We start from the raw sequence: 22,640 nt of genomic DNA, 5'->3' as shown, positions 1-22,640 counted from the left end.
CGTGGCCGAGCACGACGTTGTCGAGGTGATCGCGACCAAGCGGGACCGGGGCACGCTGACCACCGGTCAGATCGACTGGGTGATCGATGCCTACACCCGCGGTGAGGTGGCCGACGAGCAGATGTCGGCCCTGGCGATGGCCATCCTGCTCAACGGCATGGACCGTGCCGAGATCTCGGCGTGGACCGCGGCCATGATCGCGTCCGGGGAGCGTCTGGACTTCTCCGGGCTGTCCCGCGCGACCACCGACAAGCACTCCACCGGCGGGGTCGGGGACAAGATCACGCTCCCGCTCGCCCCGTTGGTCGCGGCGTGCGGGGTCGCCGTGCCGCAGCTCTCGGGACGCGGCCTCGGCCACACCGGGGGCACCCTGGACAAGCTGGAGTCCATCCCGGGCTGGCGCGCCGCACTGAGCAACGACGAGCTCCGTGCCCAGCTCGACGAGGTCGGTGCCGCGGTGTGCGCGGCAGGCGACGGGCTGGCGCCTGCGGACCGCAAGCTCTACGCCCTGCGCGACGTCACCGGCACCGTGGAGGCGATCCCGCTGATCGCGTCCTCGATCATGAGCAAGAAGATCGCCGAGGGCACCGGTGCGCTGGTGCTCGACGTCAAGGTCGGCTCCGGCGCCTTCATGAAGGACGCCGACCGTGCGCGCGAGCTGGCCGAGGTGATGGTCGGACTCGGGACCGACGCCGGTGTGCGTACCGTGGCCCTGCTGACCGACATGTCGACGCCGTTGGGGCACACCGCCGGCAATGCGCTCGAGGTGGCCGAGTCCGTCGACGTCCTCGCCGGCGGCGGTCCCGCCGACGTCGTCGAGCTGACCCTGGCGCTGGCCCGGGAGATGCTGGCCGCGGCCGGACACGACGCCGTCGACCCCGCGGACAAGCTGGTCGACGGGTCGGCGATGGACGCCTGGCGCCGCATGATCCGGGCGCAGGGCGGCGATCCGGAGGCCCCCCTGCCCACGGCCCGCGAGTCCCACGTCGTCACCGCGGAGCGGGACGGGGTCCTCACTCGGCTGGACGCGCTCTCGGTCGGCACGGCGGCGTGGCGTCTCGGCGCCGGCCGGGCGCGCAAGGAGGACCCGGTGCAGGCCGGTGCGGGAGTGCGCTGGCACGCCCGGCCGGGCGACCGCGTCGCCGTCGGCGACCCGCTGTTCACGCTGTCGACCGACACCCCCGAGCGGTTCGACCGGGCGCTGGCAGCGCTCGAGGACGGCTACACCGTCTCCGCGCCCGGGACGGCGTACGCCGCCCCCCCGCTGGTCATCGACCGGGTCAGCTGAACTCCAGCGCGACGCAGACCCAGCGCTGCCGGATCCGCTCGAAGCGGGCCGCCACTGCCCGGGAGCGGGTGCCGTACTTGACGTGGACGGCTGTCTCCACCGCGTCGTCGCGGACGAAGCAGCTGCACACGCTCACCACCCGCGGGCGCACCGGCTGCACCCGGGCCAGCCCGGGCTGGTGTCGTCCCGCCCGTGCCACGACGCGGGCGCGGCGCTGCAGGTCGGCGTAGACCTCGTCGGTCGCCCACCGCAGCAGCTGCGACACCGGCCGATCCCCGCCCACCACTTCCACGGCGGCCTGGGCGAAGCGGCGCGCCCACTCCTCGACCGTGGCGCGCATGCGTCGGTCGATCGGGACGACCGTGGCCATCGGTCCAGAACCGGCCCGGGGTCGGGGTGGGTCCTGGCGCGGCACGAGGGCCAGGGCGAGGGTGCCCTGCGTCTCGGCGACCGGGACCGCCCAGTGGTCGTGCGAGCTGGCCGCAGCGGTGGAGTCGGCGGGGTCGATCATCATGCGTCCCTTCCTGGTGCAGGGGGAAGTCGGAGTCGTTGGCCGGGCAGGACGAGGTCGGGGTCGGGCCCGATCACCTCGCGGTTGTGCTCGTGGATGTCGCGGACGTGGCCGGCGATGCGGGCGTCGGTGGCATCGCCGGGCAGTCGTGCGCTCGCGATGCCCCACAGGTGGTCGCCGCGGCGCACGACGTGCACGGCCTCGTCCGGTCGCGACGCGGTCCGTGTCGTCGCGGCGCCGGACGTCGCGCGGTCGGGGAGTGGCAGGCCGCCGAGGGCCTCGCCACGGTCGGTGCGGGCCGCGGTCCGGTCCGACTCCTCCCGTGGTGTGTCGGCTGGCGGCTGGGCGCCCACCGGGCCGGCGACGAGGCTGATGCCACAGGCGAGCAACACCGCTGCCCGCACCGGCCCCACCGGGCGGCGTGCCTCCCGGCGGGTGAGGACGCAGCGGGCCACGTCGGTGGTCACCAGCCATGCCCCGGCGGCTGCGAGCAGCGCCAGCACGGCGCAACCCCAGGTCAGCGTGGAGGTGAAGGCCCGAGTGGGGCCGGCGGCGATGACCGGAAGCGTCAGCAGCCCGACACCGCAGCTCGCGGACGTGACGCTCGCCCAGACCGCGGCCGTGCGCAGCGCCAGGGAGGTCGTGACGAAGGTGACGAAGCGTGGCATGGCCCGAGAATCCTTGCGTTTGCGTGCGTTTGCCTCACTTCATCCTGCTTTGTCGTCCCTGTCAACTGGTTGTCCACACCCTTGATCTGCGAAAGTGCCCCTCATGGGATGGGAGACGGACCTGTTCGCCCTCTTCGACGACCTCGAACACCACGCGGGCACCATGGCCGCCGCGGAGCGCGCCGACGAGATCGCCGATCGCAGTCGCGCCGAGTACCAGTCCGTCACGCTCGCCTCGCGCCTCATGGCCTCCGTCGGCACCGAGGTGACCATCAGTGCCGACGGGCTCGACCCGATCACCGGCACCATCGACCGGGTCGCCGACGGATGGCTCCTGGTCGCCGCCGGCAGCCACGACTGGGTGGTCAACCTCGCCGCCGTCACCGGCGTCGTCGGCGCGTCGGTCCGATCCGTCCCCGAGGTGGCGTGGTCACCGCTCGCCCGGCTCCGGCTGGGCTCGGCCCTGCGGCGCATCGCCGAGGCGGGGGAGCGGTGCGTGCTCCACCAGCGCAACGGGCAGCGTCACGAGGGCACGCTGCGCCGGATCGGCGCCGACTTCTGCGAGCTGGTGGTCGGCGAGGAGCGCCGCATGGTGCTCGTGCCGTTCACCGGGCTCTCGGCCGCCCAGTCCCGGGGCTGAGGCCCGCGGGTCTCAGGTCGCGTCGAGGTCGTACGGCGGCGTCTCGCCCGCCGCCAGCGGCAGCTGTCCGGGACGTTGCTCGGGCTCGGGCTCGTCGGCCATCGCGTCGGCGAGCTGGCGTCGCACGATCTCCCGCGGGTCGAGGTCACGCAGCTCCAGGTCGGCGTACGCCGGACCGAGCTCGTCGCGGATCTCGTCGCGGGCGTTGGTGGCGAAGTGGCGCAGCTGGCGCAGCATCGCACCGGCCTGCCGCATCAGCTCCGGGAGCTTGTCCGGGCCGAAGACGAGGACGGCGACGAAGGCGATGACGACCATCTCGCCCAAGCCGATGTCGAACACCCGATCGCCCTCTTCGCTCGACCGGGGCTCAGAGCCGGTTGCTCGGTGTCAGCCCCAACTGCATGCCGGCGAGTCCGCGGCCGCGTCCGGCGAGTCGCTCGGCGATGCCGCTGAGCGAGGTGGCGGCCTCGGTCTCGGGTGCGGAGGAGACGATCGGTGTGCCGGCGTCGCCACCCTCGCGCAGGGCGAGGTCCAGCGGCACCTGGCCGAGCACGGGGACGTCGTAGCCGAACCGCTGGGAGAGGGTGTCGGCCACCCGGGCGCCACCGCCGGAGCCGAAGACCTCCAGGCGGTGGTCCTTGCCCTCGTCCGAGCAGTGCGGGCAGGGCAGGTAGCTCATGTTCTCGATGACGCCGACGACGCGCTGGTGCATCATCGAGGCCATCGTGCCGGCCCGCTCGGCCACCTCGGCGGCCGCCTCCTGCGGTGTGGTCACCACGACGACCTCCGAGCCGGGCAGGTGCTGACCCAGCGAGATCGCGATGTCGCCGGTGCCGGGCGGCAGGTCCAGCAGCAGCGCGTCCAGGTCGCCCCAGTAGACGTCGGCGAGCATCTGGACCAGGGCACGGTCGAGCATCGGCCCGCGCCAGGCCACGACCTGGTCGCGCCGCGGCTTGAGCATGCCGATCGAGATCACCGAGACCCCGCTCGAGGTGGGGACGGGCATGATCAGGTCGTCGACCTGCGTCGGGCGCTCGTCGGCCACGCCCAGCATCGCCGGGACCGAGTGGCCGTAGATGTCGGCGTCGACCACGCCCACCTTCAGGCCCTGCTCGGCCATCGCCAACGCGAGGTTGACCGTCACCGAGGACTTGCCGACGCCGCCCTTGCCGCTGGCGATGGCGAACACCTTGGTCAGGGACCCCGGCTGGGCGAAGGGGATCTCGCGCTGGGCCTGGCCGCCCCGGAGCTGCTCCTGGAGCCCGGCGCGCTGCTCGTCGGTCATGACGCCCATCTCGAGGTCGACCCGCGTCACGCCCTCCACCGCGCCGACGGCCGTGGTCACGTCGTTGTTGATGGTGTCCTTCAGCGGGCACCCGGCGACGGTGAGGAGCACCTTGACCCGGACGACACCCTCGTCGGAGATGTCGACGCTGTCGACCATCCCCAGCTCGGTGATGGGCTTCTTGATCTCGGGGTCGTTCACCGTCGCGAGTGCGTCGTTGACCTGGTCGACGGTGGGGGCGTGGGTCGTACTCATCACCGACGAGTCTAGGGAGTGGGTGCCGACGGCGTTAGTCGCGCCCCTCGTGAGGCTTCCCACTCGGCTCGTCGGCGTCCTCGGCGTCGGCACGCTCGACCTCCCGTGCGTCCAGCTCGGCCAGCAGCGACCGCAGTTCGGAACGGACGTAGTCGCGCGTGGCGACCTCGCCGATGGCCATCCGCAGCGAGGCCACCTCCCGGGCCAGGAACTCCATGTCGGCATGGGCCCGGGCCGTCGCCTCGCGATCCTGCGTCGCGACCACCCGGTCGCGGTCCTCCTGCCGGTTCTGTGCCAGCAGGATCAGCGGCGCGGCGTAGGAGGCCTGGAGGCTCAGGATGAGGGTCAGGAACAAGAAGGCGTACGGGTCGAACGCGAAGGGCGTGACCGTGTTCCACAGGATCCAGACCGCGATGAACAGCGTCATCCAGATCAGGAAGGTGGCAGTGCCCATGAACCGCGCGAAGCGCTCGGCGAAGACGCCGAAGGCGTCGGCGTCGTAGCGGGGGAGGTGGATCCGTCGCCGGGTCTTGAGGGGGGTGTCGAGACGTTCGTCGCGGCGCTCAGTCACGACGTACCCCGCGGTTCTGGTCGGTGCGCTCGCGCCAGTTGGCGGGCAGCATGTGGTCGAGCAGGTCGTCCACGGTGACGACCCCGAGCAGGCGGCGGTCCTCGTCGACGACCGGGGCCGCGACCAGGTTGTACGTCGCGAGGTGGGCGGCCACCTCGTCGATGCTCGCCTCGGGGTGGAGGTACTCGGTGGTCTTGTCCACCGCGCCGGCGACCAGGTTCGAGGGCGGTTCCCGCAGCAGGCGCTGGATGTGGGCCACCCCCAGCAGCTTCCCGGTCGGCGGCTCGACGGGCTGGCGGCAGACGTAGACCATCGCGGCCAGTGCCGGCGTCAGGTCGGGGCGGCGCACGTGGGCGAGCGCGTCGGCGATGGTGGCGTCGGGCCCCAGGATCACCGGCTCCGGGGTCATCATCGCCCCCGCGGTGTCCTCCACGTAGGACATGAGGCGGCGTACGTCGTCGGCCTCGTCCGGTTCCATCAGGTCCAGCAGCAGTTCGGCCGTCTCCGGCGGGAGGTCGGAGACCAGGTCCGCGGCGTCGTCGGCCGACATCTCCTCGAGCACGTCGGCGGCCCGTTCGTCGTCGAGGTGCTCCAGGATCTGGACCTGGTCCTCCTCGGGGAGCTCCTCGAGCACGTCGGCGAGGCGCTCGTCGTCCAGGGTCAGCGCGGCCGCCGTACGCCGCTCCACGGGCAGGTCGTGCAGGATGCTGGCCGCGTCGGCCGGCCGCATCTCGTTCAGCGCCGCCACCAGGTGCGTGGCGCCCTGGCGCTCGTCGGGCTCGGCGAGTCCACTCACCTCGTCCCAGTCCGCGAGGTGGGTCTGGCCCCGGCGCCGCAGGCCCTTGCCCGGCTCCCGGATCGCCACCCGGCTCACCACCCAGTCGCGGGTGCGGGCGCGCTCGAGTGCGACGTCGTACACGGTGCCGGTGACCTGGCTGGAGTTGATGGTGACGGTCCGGTCGAGGATCTCGCCGACGACCAGCGTCTCGGTCGAGCGCTGCTCGAAGCGGCGCATGTTGAGCAGGCCGGTGGTGGTGACCTGGCCCCCCTCGATCGTCGTGACCCGCGTCATCGGGAGGAAGACGCGCTGGCGGCCGACCTCGGCGACCAGGCCGAGCACGCGGGGCTGGCGGGCAAGCGTCCGGATGGTCACCACGACGTCGCGCACCTTCGCGATCCGGTCGCCCCGGGGGTCGAACACGGGCAGCCCGACCAGGCGGGCCGCATACACGCGGGACGGTGGTGCGCTCACGGCCACCACGCTAGACGATGCCCGTCACGCGGTTGCGCAGCCCGGGACCGCCGCGGATCGGTTCCGCCAGACGTTTCGCGGGTTCGGCCCTCGTCACCTACGATGCCCGCATGGTCTCGTCCGCTGGGGGGCGCCGTTCTCGGCTGCTCTGTTCGCTGCTCGCAGCGGCCCTGTTGCCTGCTGCCGTGCTCTCCGGCTGCAGCGGCGAGAAGTCGTCGGAGGTCTCGGAGGACACCGAGGCCGCCGCGACGACCTCGGAACCGACCGGCAGCCCCACGGCGCCGAGCACGACGCCGACGACGGCGAAGCCGTCGTGGGCCTCGTGCAGCGACGTGTGGGTGTCCGATGCCGCGTTCCCCCGCAAGTACCCCGGGTGCCTCGAGGACGGCGCCAAGGTGCGGGCGGAGAAGATGTACTGCTCGTCGGGACAGGTCATCGTCACCTACGCTGACCGGTTCTACGCGGTGCAGGGCAAGCACGTGAACGACACGGCGGGCCTGTCGAAGGACGCCGACTACCGCCGAGCAGTTACCTCCTGTCTGGCTTGAGGAGTCACCCATGCACATGAAGAAGATCGTCGTCGCCACCTTGTTGACCGTGGGGCTCGTGGTGTCGACGCTCGGCGTCAGCGGCACCTCGGCCGCCTCGCCGGCCCCCGTGAGTGGCGTGACCTCCGTCGGCGCCTCCAACGCCGCCAGCGCGGGGTGGGCCAACTGGGGGATCGGCAAGGGCCAGACCTTCAACGATCCCCGCAACAGCAAGAAGTGGAAGATCATCGACAAGATCAAGCGCACCATCAAGCACACGCCGGGTGGTCAGAAGATCTGGGTGATGACCTGGAACCTGCAGTCCAAGGGCATCGTCAAGCAGCTCATCCGCGCCCACAACCGCGGGGTCAGCGTGCGCCTGATCATGTCGCGCCAGCTGGCCAAGGAGCAGAACGGCAACGGCTCGTTCTGGACCCTGACCCGCGGCCTGAAGAAGGGCAACGCCAAGCGGGGCTGGGCGCGCAAGAGCTTCACCCGCACCTGCTCCAACTCCTGCCGGGGCTGGGGCGGCTCGATGCACTCCAAGTTCATGATGGTGTCCAAGGCCGGCAAGCGGAGCAAGATCGTCTCCCAGGGGTCGGCCAACTTCACCCACGCTGCGGCCACGCGGCAGTGGAACGACTGGTACACCGTCTACGAGAAGGGCCGTGTCTGGCGCGCCTACAAGCAGGTGTTCAAGCAGTCGCTGAAGGACAAGCGCTTCGGTGCCGTCCAGGCCTGGCAGGACCAGCACAACGCCTGGTTCGCCCCGTTCGGCAACCAGGGCGACAAGGTGATGCAGCTGCTGAACAAGGTGCAGTGCGGTGGCGCGGTCCGCTCGGGCGTCGACGGCAGGACGGCGCTGCGCATCGCCTCGTCGGTGTTCCAGAACAAGCGCGGCCTGCGCATCGCGCGCAAGATCAAGCAGCTGCACAACCAGGGCTGCAACATCCGCGTCGTCTTCACCATGATGACCAACAAGATCCGCAACGCGCTCAGTGGTGTGCCGACCCGCCACCTCGTCTACGACTGGGACAGCGACGGCTCCTTCGACCGCTACCTCCACATGAAGGTCATGACCATCAGCGGCAACTGGAACGGTGACCGCGACCACCGCCTGGTGTTCAACGGCAGCGCGAACTGGTCCAAGATCGGCGCCATCTCCGATGAGCAGGGCATGGTCGTGCACCTGAAGTGGCCCGAGAAGCAGTACGCCAAGCACATCAACTACCTGTTCAACACCGCTCCGCTCATCGCCCGCGGGACGCCCGACGACTACAAGTCGCGAGGCACCAACCCCTACGCCGGGCTCGAGCTGGAGCTCGCCGGACAGGGCTGAGCCCGGGTCGACGGACCCGATCGATCGTCCGCCCCCGGCTCCGGCCGGGGGCGGACGACGCTCCGGACTTCGTGAAATGGCAGCGGGGGAGGCGCGGCCTCCCTAGACTCCGCGGTGGCCGAACTTCTCTTCCCCCACCCCTCGGAGGTTGGCTGTCATGTCGACAGTGCGCGCACGCGCCACCCGGCGCTTGGGCCGGATGCTCGTTCTCAGCGGTCTGTGCGCCGCCCTCGTGGCCTCCGGGCTCGCGGCCGCTCCGCGCGTGCTGCAGGCCGACGGCGGGGACCAGGCTGCCCAGACTGCCCAGGCGGCACTGACGAGCGCCGCGCCGATCACCTCGCGCCTGCGCAAGGTCGCCGCCGGCGGTGAACACAGCTGCGGCATCCTGAACCAAGAGCTCTACTGCTGGGGTCGCAACACCTGGGGGCAGATCGGCAACGGCAAGCGCGGTGGCGCCGTCACCCAGCCGCAGCAGATCGGCAACACCGGGTGGCGCTACGTCGCCGCCGGTGGTGCCAGCACCTGTGGGATCCGGGGCAAGGATCGCAAGCTGTTCTGCTGGGGCGTCAACAACCGTGGCCAGCTCGGCGACGGCACCAAGAGCTGGTCCGACCGGCCGGTCAAGCTCGGCGGGCGCAAGTGGAAGTCGGTGGACGCCGGCTGGTACCACACCTGCGGGATCAAGAACAGCAAGAACAAGCTCTTCTGCTGGGGGGACAACTCCCACGGCCAGCTCGGTGCCGGCAACACCAAGCAGCGCCTGTCCAAGGTGCGCGTGCCCGGACAGTGGCGCAAGGTCGCCGTCGAGGGATGGACCACCTGCGGCATCAAGCGCGACAACTCGCTGTGGTGCTGGGGCCGCAACCTGCTGGGGCAGGTCGGCGACGGCTCGACCAAGGACCGCAACCGCCCGGTGCGGATCCACCGCCCGAACTGGAAGAGCGTCGACGTCAGCTGGACCCACGGCTGCGCCGTACGCCGCAACGGCAGCACCAAGTGCTGGGGCAACAACGACCGTGGTCAGCTGGGTGACGGCACCACCGGCCGGCGGCTCAAGCCCACCGAGGTCGACCGCAACGTCGACGCCAAGTGGGTGAGCACCAGCGAGGGTGGCACCTGCCTGACGACCAAGAGCAGTGACCTCTACTGCTGGGGCGATGACAACTACGGGCAGGTCGACGGCAAGCGCGCGGCGTACGCGCGTCCGCAGGAAATGGTCGGCAAGTACCGCTACGTCAGCTCTGGTTGGCTGCACAGCTGCGGTGTGCGCGCGGGCTACGGCATCGACTGCTGGGGCAACGACGAGCGGGGCCAGGTGCGTCCGGCCGAGAACCGCGACGTGCAGCCGGCGAGCCTGACCACGACGAGCGAGCCCGAGGTCCAGACGGTCGCGCAGACCGGTGCCGCGCGCAAGCCGCTGCGGTTCTCGCTGGCCAGCTTCAACGTGCTCGGCGAGAACCACACCGGTCCCTACCGCCACGACGACGGGTTCGCCCCGAGCCGACTGCGTGCGGAGTGGACTGCGCAGTCCTTCCGCACCCACGGGCTGGACATCATCGGCACCCAGGAGGCGACCGGTGGCCAGCTCAGCGCCATCCTGAAGGCCGGCAACGGGCGCTACGACGCCTTCCCCCACCCCACGAAGGACAACAAGAGCGTCGAGACCTCGATCCTGTGGGACACCCGACAGTTCGAGGTCGTCAAGAAGCGGGTGATCTGGACCCAGTTCATCGCCCGCAAGCTGCCGCGGCCCTACATCAAGTTCCGCCACCGCGAGTCCGGACGCACCTTCTGGGTGATGAACGTCCACAACGCACCGTGGAACTACCAGAAGAAGCGCAACGAGGCGACCCGCGACCAGCTCAAGCGCATCCAGTGGCTGGAGAGCCTCGGCGACCCGGTCTACTACGTCGGCGACTTCAACGAGTGGGGTCACATCCTGTGCAAGACGCTGCGCAAGACCGACATGCGCTCACCCCTGGGCGGGTACCTCAAGGGCGACGGCACGTGCGTCAAGCCCAAGGCGAGGATGCGCGTGGACTGGATCTTCGGGTCCAAGTACACCGACTGGCAGAACTTCCACAACTCCAAGGCGCCGGTGATCCGACTCGCCACCGACCACTGGGTTCCCATGGTCGTCGTACGAGTACCCTGACGGCCGTGCAGGAGGGCGGCCCGCTGCCCGGACGGACTCAGGAGAGGTGAAGGCGTGGCGTCGAAGGTCGTGCTGCACCTGGGGGCGATGAAGTCCGGCACGAGCTTCATCCAGAACGTCCTGGGCCACAACAAGGACCGCCTGGCCGAGGCCGGCGTGCTCTTCCCGGGACCGCGCTGGCGGTTCCAGGTCCGCGCGGTGCGCGAGCTGATGGGGTACGGCGGGCCGGACCAGGAGCCGATGCCGTCGAAGGGACGGTGGCGCCGGCTGGTCGCGGAGATCGACCGCTGGCCCGGGATCGCGGTCGTGTCGATGGAGTTCCTCGGACCGCGCCCGGTGCAGAAGATCCGCCAGGTCGTCGAGGACTTCGACGGCACCCCGGTCGAGGCCGTCCTCACCGGACGCGACCTGGGGCGCACCCTGCCCGCGATGTGGCAGGAGTCGGTGCAGAACGGCGGCATCCTGTCCTGGTCGGACTACCTCGGCGCGGTGCGCCGCCGCGGCCCCCGCGGCCAGCCGTTCTGGCGCCAGCAGGACCTGCCCGCGATCGCGGCGCGCTGGGCGGGCGTGCTGGGGGAGGACCGCTTCAGCCTGGTCACGGTCCCGCCCTCGGGCTCCGCGCCCGACCTGCTCTGGCGCCGGTTCGCCGAGGCCGTCGGCTTCGACCCCGAGGGCCACGAGCTCGACGTGCTGGCCAACCCCTCCATCGGGCTCGCGTCGACCCAGGCGCTGTTGCGGCTCAACCAGGCCTACCACCGCGAGCACGGGCGGATGCCCGACCACTACGACCCCTACGTCAAGCACAAGCTGGCCAAGCGCGGCCTCGTCCGACGCAGCGGTGAGGAGCCACGCCTGGGCCTGGACGAGAAGTGGGTGGTCCGGCTCGGGGAGGACCAGATCAAGCAGCTGCGCAAGGCCGGCCATCGCGTGGTCGGTGACCTGGCGGACCTGCGTCCGGCACCGGTCGCCGGCGTGGATCCCGACGACGTCAGCACCGAGGACGTGCTCGACGCGGCGCTGTTCGGGATCGCCGTGGGCCTGGAGGGCTGGTCGAAGGAGGCCGGCCAGCTGCGTCGCCGGCTGCGCAAGGCGAAGCAGGCATGAGGGGCGTGGGACGCCTCCGGCGCGCCGGCAAGGCGCTCGCCGGGCGGGACGAGGTCGCCGTGGCGGCGCGGCGACCCGCGCCGCCACGTCCTCGCGGACCGGCCTGGGACGATCGTGGTCGCACGCTCGAGGAGGGCGAGCTGCCCCGCGTCGCGGCGATCACCATGGCCCGCGACGAGGGCCCGATGATCCGTCGCTGGGTCGAGCACTACGGCGCCGCCTTCGGCGCCGAGCACGTGTACGTCGTCGACGACCACAGCTCCGACGGCTCCACCGACGACCTCCCGGCCACCGTGCTGCGCTATCCCTACCTGGACAAGTACGGCTTCGAGCCGTCGCGGATGGGGATCGTCAGCGGCCTGGCCCACAGCCTGCTCTTCGCCTACGACGCGGTCCTGTTCTGCGACGCCGACGAGTTCGTCGTCGCCGACCCCAAGCGGCACGAGAGCCTGCGGCACCTGGTCGCGGCCCTGGCCGACCGTCCCGCGGTCGCCGTGGCGGCGTACAACGTGATCCACGACGTGGCGCACGAGGCGCCGCTCGACCTCGACCGACCGCTGCTGCAGCAGCGGCGCTACGCCCAGTTCACCCCCCTGATGTGCAAGCCGAGCCTGAAGTTCGTGCGGGCCGACTGGTCCCACGCCTCCCACGCCGTCGGGTGCGAGTTCAGCGTGGAGCCCGACCTGGTGATGTTCCACATGAAGTTCGCCGACCGTGACCAGCTGGCCGTGCAGGCCGCGCGGCGCCAGCACCTCAACGTCTCCGAGAACCGGGCCCAGCAGACCAGCTGGGCCCGCAGCGGGGACGAGATGGTGGCGTTGCTCGACGAGGTCTCCGGCCTGATCGACGCCGACGACCTCGGCCGCTTCCGGCCCGCGCCCAAGCGACTGGAGCAGATCGTGCGCCACGAGGGCGAGCCCGGCGCCCCCAACGAGCGGTGGCGGTCGACCGGCGACGGTCAGGTGATCGCGCTGCGCAAGGGCCGCTTCGTCGCCATCCCGCCACGGTTCCAGGACCTGGTGTGAGCGCGGCGGACGGGCCCGACCCGGTCGTCCGCGTGCGGGAGGACGGCATCGAGGTCGCGGCCGAGGACCACCGCATCTTCGACCTCGTCCTCGACGGGCGACGCATCTGGTCCTTCCGTGCCGAGCGCGGTACGCCGCTGCCGGACGCGGACGCCCGGGTGCTGGTGGCCTGGCCCCACCAGCTCCGTGGCCACCTGCACGGCACGGCCGAGGTCACCGTCGCCGACCAGTGGGGCGTCGAGCTGGCCGGGTCCGAGGTGTGCTTCGGTGGATCGACCGACCGCGTCCAGGTGGTCGACGCCGAGGGCCGGCCGCTCGTGCTGGACGCGAAGGGCCGGCTGGCCCTGCCCTTCGACGAGGGCGCCGACGCACTGGCCCCCCTGCTGGAGGCGGCCCACCGCATCATCGGTGTGCTCGACACGGCCGGGGTGGCGGCGTTCCTCGCCTACGGCACGCTGCTGGGAGCGGTGCGCGAGGGCGAGTTCATCGGCCACGACAACGACATCGACCTCGGCTACGTCAGTGCTGCGCGCCACCCCGTCGACGTGATGCGGGAGTCCTTCCGGCTCGAGCGCGCGCTCGAGCACGACGGGCTCACCGTCGAGCGCTACAGCGGCGCGGGCTTCAAGGTCCTGGTCCGGGACGGTGCCGGGATCGCTCGCTGGATCGACGTCTTCGGGGGGTTCTGGCACGGCGACCGGCTCGCCCTCATGGGTGAGCTGCTGACGCCCTTCCGGTCCGAGTGGATCACCCCGCTGGGCTCGGTCCGACTGGCGGGGGAGACCTTCCCCGCCCCGGCGGTTCCCGAGCGCCTGCTCGAGGCGATGTACGGACCCGAGTGGCGCGTCCCCGACCCGACCTTCGCCTTCGACCCCGACACCGGCGCCCGCCGCCAGCTCAACCGTTGGTTCCGCGGCATCCGCCAGCACCGCAACCACTGGGACCGCTTCTACTCCGGTCGTCGCCACCACGCGCCGCCGACCGCTCCGCGCGGCCTGGCCCTGGACCTGCACGAGGACGCCCCCGGGAGCACCGTCATCGACGTGGGGTGCGGCCGTGGGCAGGACGTCGCCTGGCTCGCCGAGCAGGGCCACCGGGCCGTCGGCGTGGACTACTCCGCGTGGGCGATGGCCTACCTGCGCGGCCGCACCGACCATCCGGAGTTCCACACCGTCAACTTGCTCGAGTTGCGCCACGTCCTGGCCTGGGGAGCGCGCTTCGCACGGCTCCCGGGGCCGCGCTCGATCCTTGCCCGTCACTACCTCGACGCGGCGCCGCCGCTCGCCCAGGCCGGGTTCTGGCGCTTCGTGCCGATGGTGCTGCGTGGCGGCGGACGCCTCTACCTGGAGTTCTTCGCCGCCGAGGACCCCGAGCCACGGGCTCCCGGCGAGCTCGTGCGCGAGCTCGACCCGGCCGCCGTGGCCGAGGCCGCGACGGCGGCGGGCGGCCGGTTGGTCCGGACCTCGTGGCACGATCCCTCCGGTCCCGAGGTGGACTGGGGCGTCGGACGCTGGCGCGAACCGGCACGGTCGTGTCGGATGGTGTGGGAATGGCGATGACCGGCGAACGCACGACGGAGTCGGAAGGATGATCCAGATGGGGCAGTCAGGCGCGAAGGCGCGAGTGGTCGAGCGGATTCGCGCAGCCGCCGGAGTGGCCGAGCTGGAGCAGGAGCTGGCCGACCTGCGGGCCGAGGTCGAGGAGTACCGCGACACCCACGTCCGGTTCGCCGAGCTGGTCGACCTGGTGACCGAGCTCCTGGTCCCGCTGGCGCAGCAGGACAGCGAGCGGATCGAGCAGGTCATCGCCCGCTACACCGACGAGCTGGACCAGGAGTCATGACGGCCCGACGGGTCCACGTCCACATCGGGCTGCCCAAGACGGGCACCTCCTACCTGCAGTCGATCCTGTGGCCGCACCGCGACCGGCTGCGTGCCCAGGGCCTGTTGCTGCCCGGGCGCGAGAAGCGTGACCACCTGCTCGCCTCACTCATCGTGCGCGAGGACCCCGCCGTCGTACGCCGCGGCGAGGGGGCCGAGCTCGCCTGGGACGCGATCCGCGAGGACCTGGCCGCGCACGACGGCGACGCGGTCATCAGCCACGAGTTCTTCTGCTCCGCCTCCGCAACGCAGGCCCAACGGCTGGTGAGCGACCTCGCGCCCGCCGAGGTCCACGTGGTGCTCACCGCCCGCGAGCCACTCGGCCTCCTGACGTCCTCCTGGCAGGAGTCGCTGAAGAACAAGAGCACCACGCCACTCGCCGAGTACGGTCGGGGCGAGAGCGAGGACCCCCGTGAGGTCTGGGACTGGCGTGCGCTCGACCTCGGCCTGGTCCTCGAGCGGTGGGGGAGCGCCGTCCCCGACCGCCGGGTCCACGTGCTGGCTCCCACGGCGACCGACGCGCCCCGCGAGGACCTGTGGCAGCGGTTCGCGGCCCTGGTCGGGATCGAGGCCGACGCGATCCCGCACGAGCGTGCCTTCGCCAACAGCTCCCTCGGCGTGGTCGAGGCCGAGCTGCTCCGGCGCGTCAACGGCGAGCTGTCCGGCTTCGGTTCCGCGCGCGAGCGCGCCCGCTGGATCCGCACCGTGCTGGCCGACCGGCTGCTGGTGACGCCGGACGCCGAACGCTTCCTGCCCGACGAGGACCAGGTGGCCGATGCGCGTCGTCGCGGCGAGCGCACCGCCGCCCTCCTCGCCGAGCGCGACTTCGACGTGATCGGGGACCCGGAGCTGCTGCGCGTCCCCGACGACCTCCCCGCCCGTCGCCACCCCGAGCAGGTCAGCGACGCCGAGGTGCTCCGGGCATCGGTGCGCCTCAACGCCCAGCTCCTGGCCGAGGCCCGACGCCACGCCGCCCGCGCCGAGGAGCGCCGGCCCCCGGCGCGTCGCGGCGGTCGCCTCGCCGCCGTCGTACGCCGTCTGCGCGGCTGAGTGCACCCGGCCCATTTCTGCTGCGCGCCGGCGGCGGCCTACACTCGCAGCGTGCTCCGTGTCACGTCCTCGCAGGTTCCGGCGGGCCGTCGGCCGACGTGCCCGGGAGCGAGCGTGCGCTGATGGGGGCCCGACATCGCGCCGAGGCCACGCGTGGCCGTGCCGTCCTGGCCGTCGTCGCGGTGGCGATCGCCGCGGTGCTCGTGGCGCTGTTCCGGTGGGCGGCACCCGCCGGAGAGGTCACCCGTGTCGCCGACGAGCAGGTCTCGCCGTCCCCGGCCGCACCCTCGGACGCGAGCGGCGGCCCGGCCAGTGATGCCACGGCCACCGACGAGGCGTCGGCCCGGGCCCTGGGCAACTTCCAGCAGGGCATGCAGATCAAGCGACTCAAGCCGACCTGCAGCCAGGTGCCGGTGTCGACCTCGATCACGGTGCTCTCCTACAACATCAAGTCCGGCCACCGTGGCGGCCTGGGCGCCATCGCGAGCGTGATCCGCGGGTCGGGTGCCGACGTCGTCCTGCTGCAGGAGGTCGACCGCAACCGGCACTCCAGCGGTCGCGTCGACCAGGCCGCCTGGCTCGCGAGCAACCTCGGTGGTTGGTCCCACGCGTTCGGACAGAACGTGAGCCACGGCGGGTCGGCCGGCTACGGGACGGCGATCGTGTCGCGCTGGCCCATCGTCTCCAGCCAGAACCGGCACCTCCCGAACGGGCCCGGCGGCCAGCAGCGGGGCCTGCTCAACGCCGTGGTCGACATCGACGGGATGGCGGTGAGCTTCTACAGCACCCACCTGCAGAACCGCATCGACCGGCTGAAGGTGGCCCAGGCGCGCTCCATCGCGGGCATCGTCGCCGGCGACGGTCGCCCGAAGATCATCGGTGGCGACATGAACTCCTGGCCGGGGGACACCCCGGCAGGCATCCTGCGCTCCCAGTTCACCGACACCTGGTCGGTCGTCGGCCGCGGCGCGGGCGCCACCAACCCCGCACCGAACCCCCGGGGCCGGATCGACTACCTGATGCACGACGGCGCGGCGATCCGACCGACCAGCGCCGACGTACTCCCGGCGCAGGCCTCGGACCACCGCGCCGTACGCGCGAGTTATGCCCTGGACGGGGTCACCGAGAAGCGGTGCACCACGCCCGGTGCCTGATCACTTCAGCTTGTAGTCCTTGAGCAGGGCGCGGCCGATGATCATCTTCTGGATGTCCGAGGTGCCCTCGCCGATGAGCATGAAGGCCGACTCGCGGTAGAGCCGCTCGATCTCGTACTCCTTGGAGTAGCCGTAGCCGCCGTGGATGCGGAAGGAGGCCTCGACGACCTCGTTGCAGTACTCGCTGGCGAGCATCTTGGCCATGCCGGCCTCGACGTCCATCCGCTCGCCGGAGTCCTTGAGGCGGGCCGCCCGCACCATCATGTTGTGCGCCGTCTCGACCTTGGTGGCCATCTCGGCGATGCGGAACATGATCGCCTGGTGCTGCGCGATCGGCTTGCCGAAGGTCTCGCGCTGTTGGGCGTAGTCGATCCCGAGCTCGAAGGCGCGCCAGGCGATGCCGCAGGCGCGGGCCGCGACGTTGACGCGGCCGACCTCGACGCCGTCCATCATCTGGGCGAAGCCCTTGCCGGGCTCCCCGCCGAGGACCTGGTCGGCCGAGATCTGGTGGTCCTCGAAGACCATCTCGGTGGTGTCGACGCCCTTGTAGCCCATCTTGTCGATCTTGCCGGGGATGGTGATCCCGGGCGTCACCTCGCCGGTGCCGGTGTCCTTCTCGACCAGGAAGGTCGTCATGTTCTGGTACACCGAGTCCGCGCCCTCGTCGGTCTTGGTGAGGACCGCCACGAGGTTGGACGTGCTGCCGTTGGTCAGCCACATCTTCTGGCCGGTGATGGAGTAGTTGCCGTCCTCGCCCTTGACGGCCTTGGTCGACACCGCGGACACGTCGGACCCGAGGCCGGGCTCGGACATCGAGAACGCGCCGCGGATCTCACCGGTGGCCATCTTGGGCAGGTACTTCTGCTTCTGCTCCTCGGTGCCGTGACGCATCAGCATGTAGGCCACGATGAAGTGGGTGTTGATCACGCCCGAGACGCTCATCCAGCCGCGCGCGATCTCCTCCACGCACAGGGCGTAGGTCAGCAGCGACTCGCCGAGGCCGTCGTACTCCTCGGGGATCATCAGGCCGAAGACACCGAGCTCCTTGAGGCCCTCGACGATCTCGGCCGGGTACTCGTCGGCGTGCTCGAGGTCCTGGGCGACGGGGATGATCTGCTCGTCCACGAAGGTGCGGACCGCCTTGAGGATCTCCTGCTGGTCCTCGGTCAGTCCTTCGGTCTGGCACAGGCGCGACATGCGACTTCCTTTCGCTCGGCTCCTCGAGGAGCGGGCTCCATCCCCGCAACCCTACCGGCGCGTACGGCGGGGGGCCGCGGCCGATCCGGTGGCGAGATGGCGCCGTGAACCAGGTCACGCCGCGCCCCGGGCCGGTCCCCGGACCCCGCCCCTCCCGCCCGCGGACCTCGGGCACAATGCCGACCGTGAGCACCACGACCGCCTCCAAGACCGACCCGGGCAACCACTTCGAGGACTTCCGCCTCGGCCAGGTGATCGAGCACGCGACGCCGCGCACGGTCACCGACGGCGACCGCGCGCTCTACGGCGCGCTCTACCCGACCCGGTTCGCCCTGCCCTCCTCGGCGGAGTTCGCCGCCGAGTGCGGACTCCGGGAGGCCCCGCTGGAGGAGCTGATCGGCTTCCACGTCGCGTTCGGCAAGACCGTTCCCGACATCTCGCTCAACGCCGTGGCCAACCTCGGGTACGCCGAGTGCCGCTTCCGCCGTCCGGTGCTCCCCGGCGACACCCTGCGCACCACCTCGGAGGTCATCGGCCTCAAGGAGAACTCCAACGGCAGGACCGGCGTCGTGTGGGTGCGCTCGACCGCGACCAACCAGCGGGGCGAGGTCGCGATCGAGTGGTGCCGCTGGGTGATGGTGCGCAAGCAGGAACCCGCTGCGGCCGCCCCGGAGACCGTCGTCCCCGACCTGCACCCGGTCGTGCCCGCCGAGGACCTGGTCGTCCCCGAGGGCCTGGACTTCACCGACTACGACTTCGCCGCCGCCGGCGAGCCGCACCGCTTCGACGACTACGCGGTGGGGGAGCGGATCGACCACGTCGACGGCGTCACGCTCTCCGAGTCCGAGCACATGATGGCCACCCGGCTGTGGCAGAACACCGCCAAGGTGCACTTCAACGTCGAGGCGCGGCCCGAGGGCCAGCGGCTGATCTACGGCGGCCACGTGATCTCCATGGCGCGTGCGCTGTCCTTCAACGGGCTGGCCAACGCCCAGCTCATCGCCGCGATCAACGCGGGTGCCCACACGGCGCCGGCCTTCGCCGGCGACACGGTCTATGCCTGGTCCGAGGTGCTCGACAAGGCCGAGACCGCGGCCCCCGGCGTCGGTGCGCTGCGGCTGCGGCTGGTGGCGACCAAGGGCCGTGACGAGTCCCTCACCCTGCGCGGGGAGGACGGGAAGTACGCCGACGGCGTGCTGCTGGACCTGGACTACTGGGTGTTCGTGCCCCGCTGAGCCGAGGTCCGCGGGCGCTGCCTCAGCGGATCCGGACCTGCCCGATCACGTAGGTCACCTCGTCGTCGACCGCACCCTCGACCTGGTCGGTGCGCACCCGGTCGGGCCAGTCCTGGTCGTCGGGCCAGTCGACCTCGGCACGCTGCTCCGGGTCCTCGGCGATCTCGATGATGTCGGCAATGGTCAGCCGGTGGGAGTCGGGAGCCGGGTCGCCCTTCTTGACGGTGCGGGAGGACTCACGGGCCACGGCGGAGGTCACCTCCCCGTCGGCGACCGTCACCGTGACCGGCACGGTGAACGGGCAGTAGCAGCTGCGCTCGAGCACGTAGCGGTAGTCGGTCTCGGTGAACGCGTCCTCGTCGACCGAGGGCGTCGGTGGCTCGGGGGTGCCGGTGGTCTCGGGTCCGCTCGATCCGGTCTTGGCGTCCTCGGAGCTGCACCCCACGGCCACCAGGGCGACGATGGCGAGGGTGATCAGGGCGCTGCGCATGGCTTCCATGATGCCGCAGCGGTGATGGGTCCGGTCTTGACGTGCCGCGGGCGACGCAGCACCGTAAGGGGTCATGGCGCTGCACGCGGGTTGCCCCTGGTGCACCACGCCGGTCACCCGGACCGACGAGGGCCGCTGGGCGTGCCCGACCCACGGTCGCGTCACACCGCTGTGGCGACCGCAGGAGGCGGCGTACGACGCGCTGGTGGCGCACCTGGAGCGCGCCGGCTCGTTCCCGACCTACCTGCCCTGGCCGCTCGGGCCCGGCTGGTGGGTCTCGGACTTCGCGGTCGTGGGCGACGGTGAGGCGCACGCGACCATGGCCTGCGTGTCGGGCAGCAGCGCGCTGGACGGCCCCGTCGACGTGATGGTGATCAGCGAGGAACCGACCGGGGGCCTCGCGGCCAGGGTGATCGGACTGGCCGAGGGCGAGAGCACCGACTTCCGTGCCGCGGTGGTGACCGAGCCGGCCGAGGTCAAGGTGCGGGTGGGGTCGCACGCCGTCGGCCTGTGGCCCTACCCGGTCGGCGACGCGCACCAGGAGCAGGACCGCACCGTGCTGCTCGGCGAAGCGGAGGGCCGGTGGCTGTGGCTGGTCCTCCGGCCGGCGTCGGCGTTGTTGCTGCTGCGTGATGAGTGGATCCTGCGCGACGTCTCCTCCGCGGGGCCGCAACTGGTCGAGCTGCCCTTCGGCGGTCCGGCCGGCGCGTGGTGAGGGCGCACCGCCTACTTCCGGCCCAGCGCCTGGAAGCGCTGCAGTGCCGACCCCGGCACCACCCGCGCCGCCGCCACGATCGCCTTGTAGCGCTTGGAGGGGATCGAGGTCGCCCGGCCGGCGTCGTGGTCGGCCAGTGCCTCGCGCACCAGCCGGTCGGGGGTGAGCCACAGGGGCCGGGGAGCGGTCGAGTCCGGATCCGTGCCCAAGCGCTGGTGGAACTCGGTCCGGACGAAGCCCGGGCACAGCACCGTCACGGTGACGCCGGCGGGCCGGTACTCCTGGTGGAGCCAGTGGCTGAAGGAGTTCACCCACGCCTTGGCCGCACTGTAGGTGCCGCGGGGGAGGTACGCCGCCACGCTGGAGACGTTGATGATGCCGCCGGCGCCGCGGTCGACCATGGGGCCCAGCGCGGCGTGGCTCAGCCGCATCACGGCGCGCACCAGCACGTCCTGCTGGGCCTGCTCGGTGTCGACGTCGTTGTCCAGGAAGCGGCCCTTGAGCCCGAAACCGGCGTTGTTGACCAGCAGGTCGACCGGTCGCGCGCGGTCGGCCAGGCGCGCCTCGACCCGGGCCAGCTCGTCGGCCTCGACCAGGTCGGCGGGCAGCACCTCGACGGCGACGCCGTGCTGCTCGCGGAGGGAGGTCGCGACCTCGGTGAGTCGCTGCTCGTCCCGGGCCACGAGCACCAGGTCGGAGCCGCGTGCGGCGAGCTGGCTGGCGAAGGCGTGGCCGATGCCGGCGGTCGCGCCGGTGACGAGGGCGGTCGACATGGGTCGAGTGTCGCATCGGCCACCGCGCTCGGGCATGATGTCCCCTGATGAACGCTCCCGCGACCACCGTCCTCGCCGTTGCCAACCAGAAGGGTGGCGTGGCGAAGACCACGAGCGTGGCATCGATCGGGGCGGCACTGGCCGAGCGCGGCCAGCGGGTCCTCCTGGTGGACCTCGACCCGCAGGCCTGCCTGACGTTCTCGCTCGGGATCGACCCCGAGGACGTCGAGGTGTCGATCCACCACGTGCTCACCAAGGGCGTCGACGCCACCGAGGTCGTCATCACCACCGAGGACGGCGTGGACCTGTTGCCGGCGACCATCGAGCTCGCCCGCGCCGAGGCCGACCTGCTCACCCGCACCGGCCGGGAGCACGTGCTGCGTGCGGTGACCGAGGACCTCACGGCGGCGGGGGTCCACTACGACTGGATCCTGCTCGACTGCCCGCCGTCGCTGGGCGTGCTGACGGTCGCGGCGCTGACGGCCGCCTCCGGGGTCCTCATCCCGTTGCAGTGCGAGACGCTGTCCCACCGCGGCGTGGGGCAGCTGCTGGACACCGTCCACGACGTCCGCCGCTTCACCAACCGCCGTCTGGCCGTGTGGGGCGTGCTGCCGACGTTGTACGACGGTCGCACCAAGCACGCGCGCACCGTGCTGGAGACGATCTCGGAGACCTACTCGCTCGATGTCATCGAGCCGCCCATCCCGAAGACGATCCGGTTCGCCGAGGCGCCGGCCGCCGGCCAGTCGATCCTCCAGACGAGTCGGCGCAGCAAGGGCGCCGAGGCGTACCGGGAGGTCGCGGGCAACCTGCTGGCGCGCGCGGGGGCCTGATGGGCACCCACCGCAGCGACCGGGGACGCCGCCGCGCGGACGCGGCGGGGCGCCACCGCGCACCACGCACGTCCTTGCGGACGCCGCTCCTGGCCACGGCCGTGGCGCTCGCGGTGCTCGTGGGAGGGGGCGGCTACCTGCTCGCCGACGAGCAGGACTCCTCGGCGGTCGCCGGCACGATGGTCGTGCCGCGCGCCGCCGACACCGCCGCGAAGGAGGCGGCACCGGTCTCCGCCGCTGAGCCCAGCATCGCCCCGGGCTTCGAGATCGCCCGGGCCTCCCACCCGCTCCCGGCGGGGTCGGGCAGCGGGCGCCGCGTCGTGTTCAGCCAGGACGAGCAGCGGGTGTGGCTGGTCGCCGACGACGGCGAGGTGGTGCGCACGCACCCGGTCTCCGGCAGTCGCCTCGACAACCTCTTCCCGGGGACGTACGAAGTCTTCAGCCGCTCGCGCCACGCCACGGCGTACGACCGGTCGAGCACGATGGGCTGGTTCGTGCGCTTCACCTACGGCACGGGTGGCTCGGCGATCGGCTTCCACGACATCCCGGAGGCGGACGGGGAGCCCGTGCAGGCCCGCGGCGAGCTCGGCACGGCGTTGTCGGCCGGATGCATCCGCCAGGCCCGCCCCGACGCGGTCGCGGTCTGGGAGTTCGCCCCCGTCGGCACCACGGTGGTCGTGACGGGCTGAGCTC

24 protein-coding genes are annotated in these 22,640 nt (G+C 71.7%); 15 read left to right on the top strand and 9 right to left on the bottom strand.

The window, feature by feature from the left end:
• Position 1: 1 nt before the first annotated feature.
• Positions 2-1,288: a thymidine phosphorylase gene (locus KUV85_RS09090; protein ID WP_219959568.1), complete on the top strand. Its 1,287-nt coding sequence runs from the start codon at positions 2-4 to the stop codon at positions 1,286-1,288.
• On the opposite strand, the gene KUV85_RS09085 is transcribed toward KUV85_RS09090, so the two are convergent.
• Entirely contained in the window at positions 1,281-1,802 is a 522-nt protein-coding gene (locus KUV85_RS09085; protein WP_219959567.1) for an Rv3235 family protein, read from the bottom strand. The genes KUV85_RS09090 and KUV85_RS09085 overlap by 8 nt on opposite strands.
• Positions 1,799-2,467, bottom strand: a complete 669-nt coding sequence (locus tag KUV85_RS09080) for a LysM peptidoglycan-binding domain-containing protein (RefSeq protein WP_219959566.1) — start codon at positions 2,465-2,467, stop codon at positions 1,799-1,801. The genes KUV85_RS09085 and KUV85_RS09080 overlap by 4 nt, the downstream gene beginning before the upstream one ends.
• Before the next feature lie 103 nt (positions 2,468-2,570).
• Here KUV85_RS09080 and KUV85_RS09075 point away from each other — a divergent pair, with 103 nt between their 5' ends.
• A complete protein-coding gene (locus KUV85_RS09075; protein WP_219959565.1) occupies positions 2,571-3,107 on the top strand; it encodes a hypothetical protein in 537 nt (178 codons plus the stop codon).
• Positions 3,108-3,119: 12 nt separating this feature from the next.
• On the opposite strand, the gene KUV85_RS09070 is transcribed toward KUV85_RS09075, so the two are convergent.
• From KUV85_RS09070 to KUV85_RS09055, 4 genes are read right to left on the bottom strand one after another with little or no spacing between them, the layout of a single operon-like run.
• On the bottom strand, positions 3,120-3,446 hold the full coding sequence (locus KUV85_RS09070; protein ID WP_237690117.1) for a sec-independent translocase: 327 nt from the start codon (positions 3,444-3,446) through the stop codon (positions 3,120-3,122).
• A 28-nt stretch (positions 3,447-3,474) separates the two neighbouring features.
• A complete protein-coding gene (locus tag KUV85_RS09065) occupies positions 3,475-4,647 on the bottom strand; it encodes an Mrp/NBP35 family ATP-binding protein (protein WP_219959564.1) in 1,173 nt (390 codons plus the stop codon).
• A gap of 34 nt (positions 4,648-4,681) precedes the next feature.
• On the bottom strand, positions 4,682-5,218 hold the full coding sequence (locus KUV85_RS09060) for a DUF1003 domain-containing protein (protein ID WP_219959563.1): 537 nt from the start codon (positions 5,216-5,218) through the stop codon (positions 4,682-4,684).
• On the bottom strand, positions 5,211-6,470 hold the full coding sequence (locus tag KUV85_RS09055) for a magnesium transporter MgtE N-terminal domain-containing protein (protein ID WP_219959562.1): 1,260 nt from the start codon (positions 6,468-6,470) through the stop codon (positions 5,211-5,213). The genes KUV85_RS09060 and KUV85_RS09055 overlap by 8 nt, the downstream gene beginning before the upstream one ends.
• A gap of 110 nt (positions 6,471-6,580) precedes the next feature.
• On the opposite strand from KUV85_RS09055, the gene KUV85_RS09050 reads away from it, so the two are divergent.
• The 9 genes from KUV85_RS09050 to KUV85_RS09010 all read left to right on the top strand — a co-directional run bounded on the left by KUV85_RS09050 (position 6,581) and on the right by KUV85_RS09010 (position 16,704).
• Positions 6,581-7,018 (top strand): hypothetical protein, encoded by a 438-nt coding sequence (locus tag KUV85_RS09050; RefSeq protein WP_219959561.1) that lies wholly within the window; start codon positions 6,581-6,583, stop codon positions 7,016-7,018.
• Positions 7,019-7,028: 10 nt separating this feature from the next.
• Positions 7,029-8,336, top strand: coding sequence for a phospholipase D-like domain-containing protein (locus KUV85_RS09045; RefSeq protein ID WP_219959560.1), 1,308 nt, complete (start codon positions 7,029-7,031; stop codon positions 8,334-8,336).
• 157 nt (positions 8,337-8,493) lie between these two features.
• Positions 8,494-10,491 (top strand): endonuclease/exonuclease/phosphatase family protein, encoded by a 1,998-nt coding sequence (locus KUV85_RS09040; protein WP_219959559.1) that lies wholly within the window; start codon positions 8,494-8,496, stop codon positions 10,489-10,491.
• A gap of 54 nt (positions 10,492-10,545) precedes the next feature.
• Positions 10,546-11,595: a hypothetical protein gene (locus tag KUV85_RS09035; protein WP_219959558.1), complete on the top strand. Its 1,050-nt coding sequence runs from the start codon at positions 10,546-10,548 to the stop codon at positions 11,593-11,595.
• A complete protein-coding gene (locus KUV85_RS09030; RefSeq protein WP_219959557.1) occupies positions 11,592-12,620 on the top strand; it encodes a glycosyltransferase family 2 protein in 1,029 nt (342 codons plus the stop codon). Before KUV85_RS09035 ends, KUV85_RS09030 begins: the two co-directional genes overlap by 4 nt.
• Positions 12,617-14,179: a class I SAM-dependent methyltransferase gene (locus KUV85_RS09025; RefSeq protein WP_219959556.1), complete on the top strand. Its 1,563-nt coding sequence runs from the start codon at positions 12,617-12,619 to the stop codon at positions 14,177-14,179. The genes KUV85_RS09030 and KUV85_RS09025 overlap by 4 nt, the downstream gene beginning before the upstream one ends.
• Positions 14,180-14,216: 37 nt before the next feature.
• The gene (locus KUV85_RS09020; protein WP_219959555.1) at positions 14,217-14,462 is read left to right on the top strand and encodes a DUF6752 domain-containing protein; all 246 of its coding nucleotides are present in this window, start codon (positions 14,217-14,219) and stop codon (positions 14,460-14,462) included.
• Positions 14,459-15,550 (top strand): hypothetical protein, encoded by a 1,092-nt coding sequence (locus tag KUV85_RS09015; RefSeq protein ID WP_219959554.1) that lies wholly within the window; start codon positions 14,459-14,461, stop codon positions 15,548-15,550. Before KUV85_RS09020 ends, KUV85_RS09015 begins: the two co-directional genes overlap by 4 nt.
• A gap of 122 nt (positions 15,551-15,672) precedes the next feature.
• The gene (locus KUV85_RS09010) at positions 15,673-16,704 is read left to right on the top strand and encodes an endonuclease/exonuclease/phosphatase family protein (RefSeq protein WP_219959553.1); all 1,032 of its coding nucleotides are present in this window, start codon (positions 15,673-15,675) and stop codon (positions 16,702-16,704) included.
• On the opposite strand, the gene KUV85_RS09005 is transcribed toward KUV85_RS09010, so the two are convergent.
• Positions 16,705-17,901, bottom strand: coding sequence for an acyl-CoA dehydrogenase family protein (locus KUV85_RS09005; RefSeq protein WP_219959552.1), 1,197 nt, complete (start codon positions 17,899-17,901; stop codon positions 16,705-16,707). It lies immediately after the preceding gene.
• Positions 17,902-18,077: 176 nt separating this feature from the next.
• Between KUV85_RS09005 and KUV85_RS09000 the strand changes: the two genes are divergently transcribed.
• Positions 18,078-19,136 carry a MaoC family dehydratase gene (locus KUV85_RS09000; protein WP_219959551.1) on the top strand — a complete coding sequence of 353 codons (1,059 nt, stop codon included), beginning with the start codon at positions 18,078-18,080 and terminating at the stop codon, positions 19,134-19,136.
• A gap of 22 nt (positions 19,137-19,158) precedes the next feature.
• Here the strand turns inward: KUV85_RS09000 and KUV85_RS08995 are convergent, their stop codons facing one another.
• Positions 19,159-19,626 carry a DUF6174 domain-containing protein gene (locus tag KUV85_RS08995; protein ID WP_219959550.1) on the bottom strand — a complete coding sequence of 156 codons (468 nt, stop codon included), beginning with the start codon at positions 19,624-19,626 and terminating at the stop codon, positions 19,159-19,161.
• A gap of 73 nt (positions 19,627-19,699) precedes the next feature.
• On the opposite strand from KUV85_RS08995, the gene KUV85_RS08990 reads away from it, so the two are divergent.
• Positions 19,700-20,341 carry a DUF6758 family protein gene (locus KUV85_RS08990; RefSeq protein ID WP_219959549.1) on the top strand — a complete coding sequence of 214 codons (642 nt, stop codon included), beginning with the start codon at positions 19,700-19,702 and terminating at the stop codon, positions 20,339-20,341.
• Between the two features lie 11 nt (positions 20,342-20,352).
• On the opposite strand, the gene KUV85_RS08985 is transcribed toward KUV85_RS08990, so the two are convergent.
• Positions 20,353-21,114, bottom strand: a complete 762-nt coding sequence (locus tag KUV85_RS08985; protein ID WP_219959548.1) for an SDR family NAD(P)-dependent oxidoreductase — start codon at positions 21,112-21,114, stop codon at positions 20,353-20,355.
• Positions 21,115-21,161: 47 nt separating this feature from the next.
• On the opposite strand from KUV85_RS08985, the gene KUV85_RS08980 reads away from it, so the two are divergent.
• Together KUV85_RS08980 and KUV85_RS08975 are read left to right on the top strand one after the other, a co-directional pair.
• Positions 21,162-21,947, top strand: a complete 786-nt coding sequence (locus tag KUV85_RS08980) for a ParA family protein (protein ID WP_219959547.1) — start codon at positions 21,162-21,164, stop codon at positions 21,945-21,947.
• A complete protein-coding gene (locus KUV85_RS08975) occupies positions 21,947-22,636 on the top strand; it encodes a L,D-transpeptidase (RefSeq protein WP_219959546.1) in 690 nt (229 codons plus the stop codon). The genes KUV85_RS08980 and KUV85_RS08975 overlap by 1 nt, the downstream gene beginning before the upstream one ends.
• The last annotated feature ends 4 nt before the right edge of the window (positions 22,637-22,640 follow it).

The sequence above is a fragment of the Nocardioides panacisoli genome (genome assembly GCF_019448235.1).
Lineage (GTDB): Bacteria > Actinomycetota > Actinomycetes > Propionibacteriales > Nocardioidaceae > Nocardioides > Nocardioides panacisoli_A.
This window is presented reverse-complemented; position numbering and strand designations above follow the sequence as displayed.

Coding starts and splice junctions, on each gene's coding strand:
- KUV85_RS09085 (WP_219959567.1), bottom strand. CDS start 1,802: ATGATGATCGACCCCGCCGACTCCACCGCTGCGGCCAGCTCGCACGAC.
- KUV85_RS08980 (WP_219959547.1), top strand. CDS start 21,162: ATGAACGCTCCCGCGACCACCGTCCTCGCCGTTGCCAACCAGAAGGGT.
- KUV85_RS08995 (WP_219959550.1), bottom strand. CDS start 19,626: ATGCGCAGCGCCCTGATCACCCTCGCCATCGTCGCCCTGGTGGCCGTG.
- KUV85_RS09040 (WP_219959559.1), top strand. CDS start 8,494: ATGTCGACAGTGCGCGCACGCGCCACCCGGCGCTTGGGCCGGATGCTC.
- KUV85_RS09010 (WP_219959553.1), top strand. CDS start 15,673: ATGGGGGCCCGACATCGCGCCGAGGCCACGCGTGGCCGTGCCGTCCTG.
- KUV85_RS09000 (WP_219959551.1), top strand. CDS start 18,078: ATGCCGACCGTGAGCACCACGACCGCCTCCAAGACCGACCCGGGCAAC.
- KUV85_RS09080 (WP_219959566.1), bottom strand. CDS start 2,467: ATGCCACGCTTCGTCACCTTCGTCACGACCTCCCTGGCGCTGCGCACG.
- KUV85_RS09020 (WP_219959555.1), top strand. CDS start 14,217: ATGGGGCAGTCAGGCGCGAAGGCGCGAGTGGTCGAGCGGATTCGCGCA.
- KUV85_RS09075 (WP_219959565.1), top strand. CDS start 2,571: ATGGGATGGGAGACGGACCTGTTCGCCCTCTTCGACGACCTCGAACAC.
- KUV85_RS08985 (WP_219959548.1), bottom strand. CDS start 21,114: ATGTCGACCGCCCTCGTCACCGGCGCGACCGCCGGCATCGGCCACGCC.
- KUV85_RS09065 (WP_219959564.1), bottom strand. CDS start 4,647: ATGAGTACGACCCACGCCCCCACCGTCGACCAGGTCAACGACGCACTC.
- KUV85_RS09005 (WP_219959552.1), bottom strand. CDS start 17,901: ATGTCGCGCCTGTGCCAGACCGAAGGACTGACCGAGGACCAGCAGGAG.
- KUV85_RS08975 (WP_219959546.1), top strand. CDS start 21,947: ATGGGCACCCACCGCAGCGACCGGGGACGCCGCCGCGCGGACGCGGCG.
- KUV85_RS09015 (WP_219959554.1), top strand. CDS start 14,459: ATGACGGCCCGACGGGTCCACGTCCACATCGGGCTGCCCAAGACGGGC.
- KUV85_RS08990 (WP_219959549.1), top strand. CDS start 19,700: ATGGCGCTGCACGCGGGTTGCCCCTGGTGCACCACGCCGGTCACCCGG.
- KUV85_RS09045 (WP_219959560.1), top strand. CDS start 7,029: ATGCACATGAAGAAGATCGTCGTCGCCACCTTGTTGACCGTGGGGCTC.
- KUV85_RS09050 (WP_219959561.1), top strand. CDS start 6,581: ATGGTCTCGTCCGCTGGGGGGCGCCGTTCTCGGCTGCTCTGTTCGCTG.
- KUV85_RS09030 (WP_219959557.1), top strand. CDS start 11,592: ATGAGGGGCGTGGGACGCCTCCGGCGCGCCGGCAAGGCGCTCGCCGGG.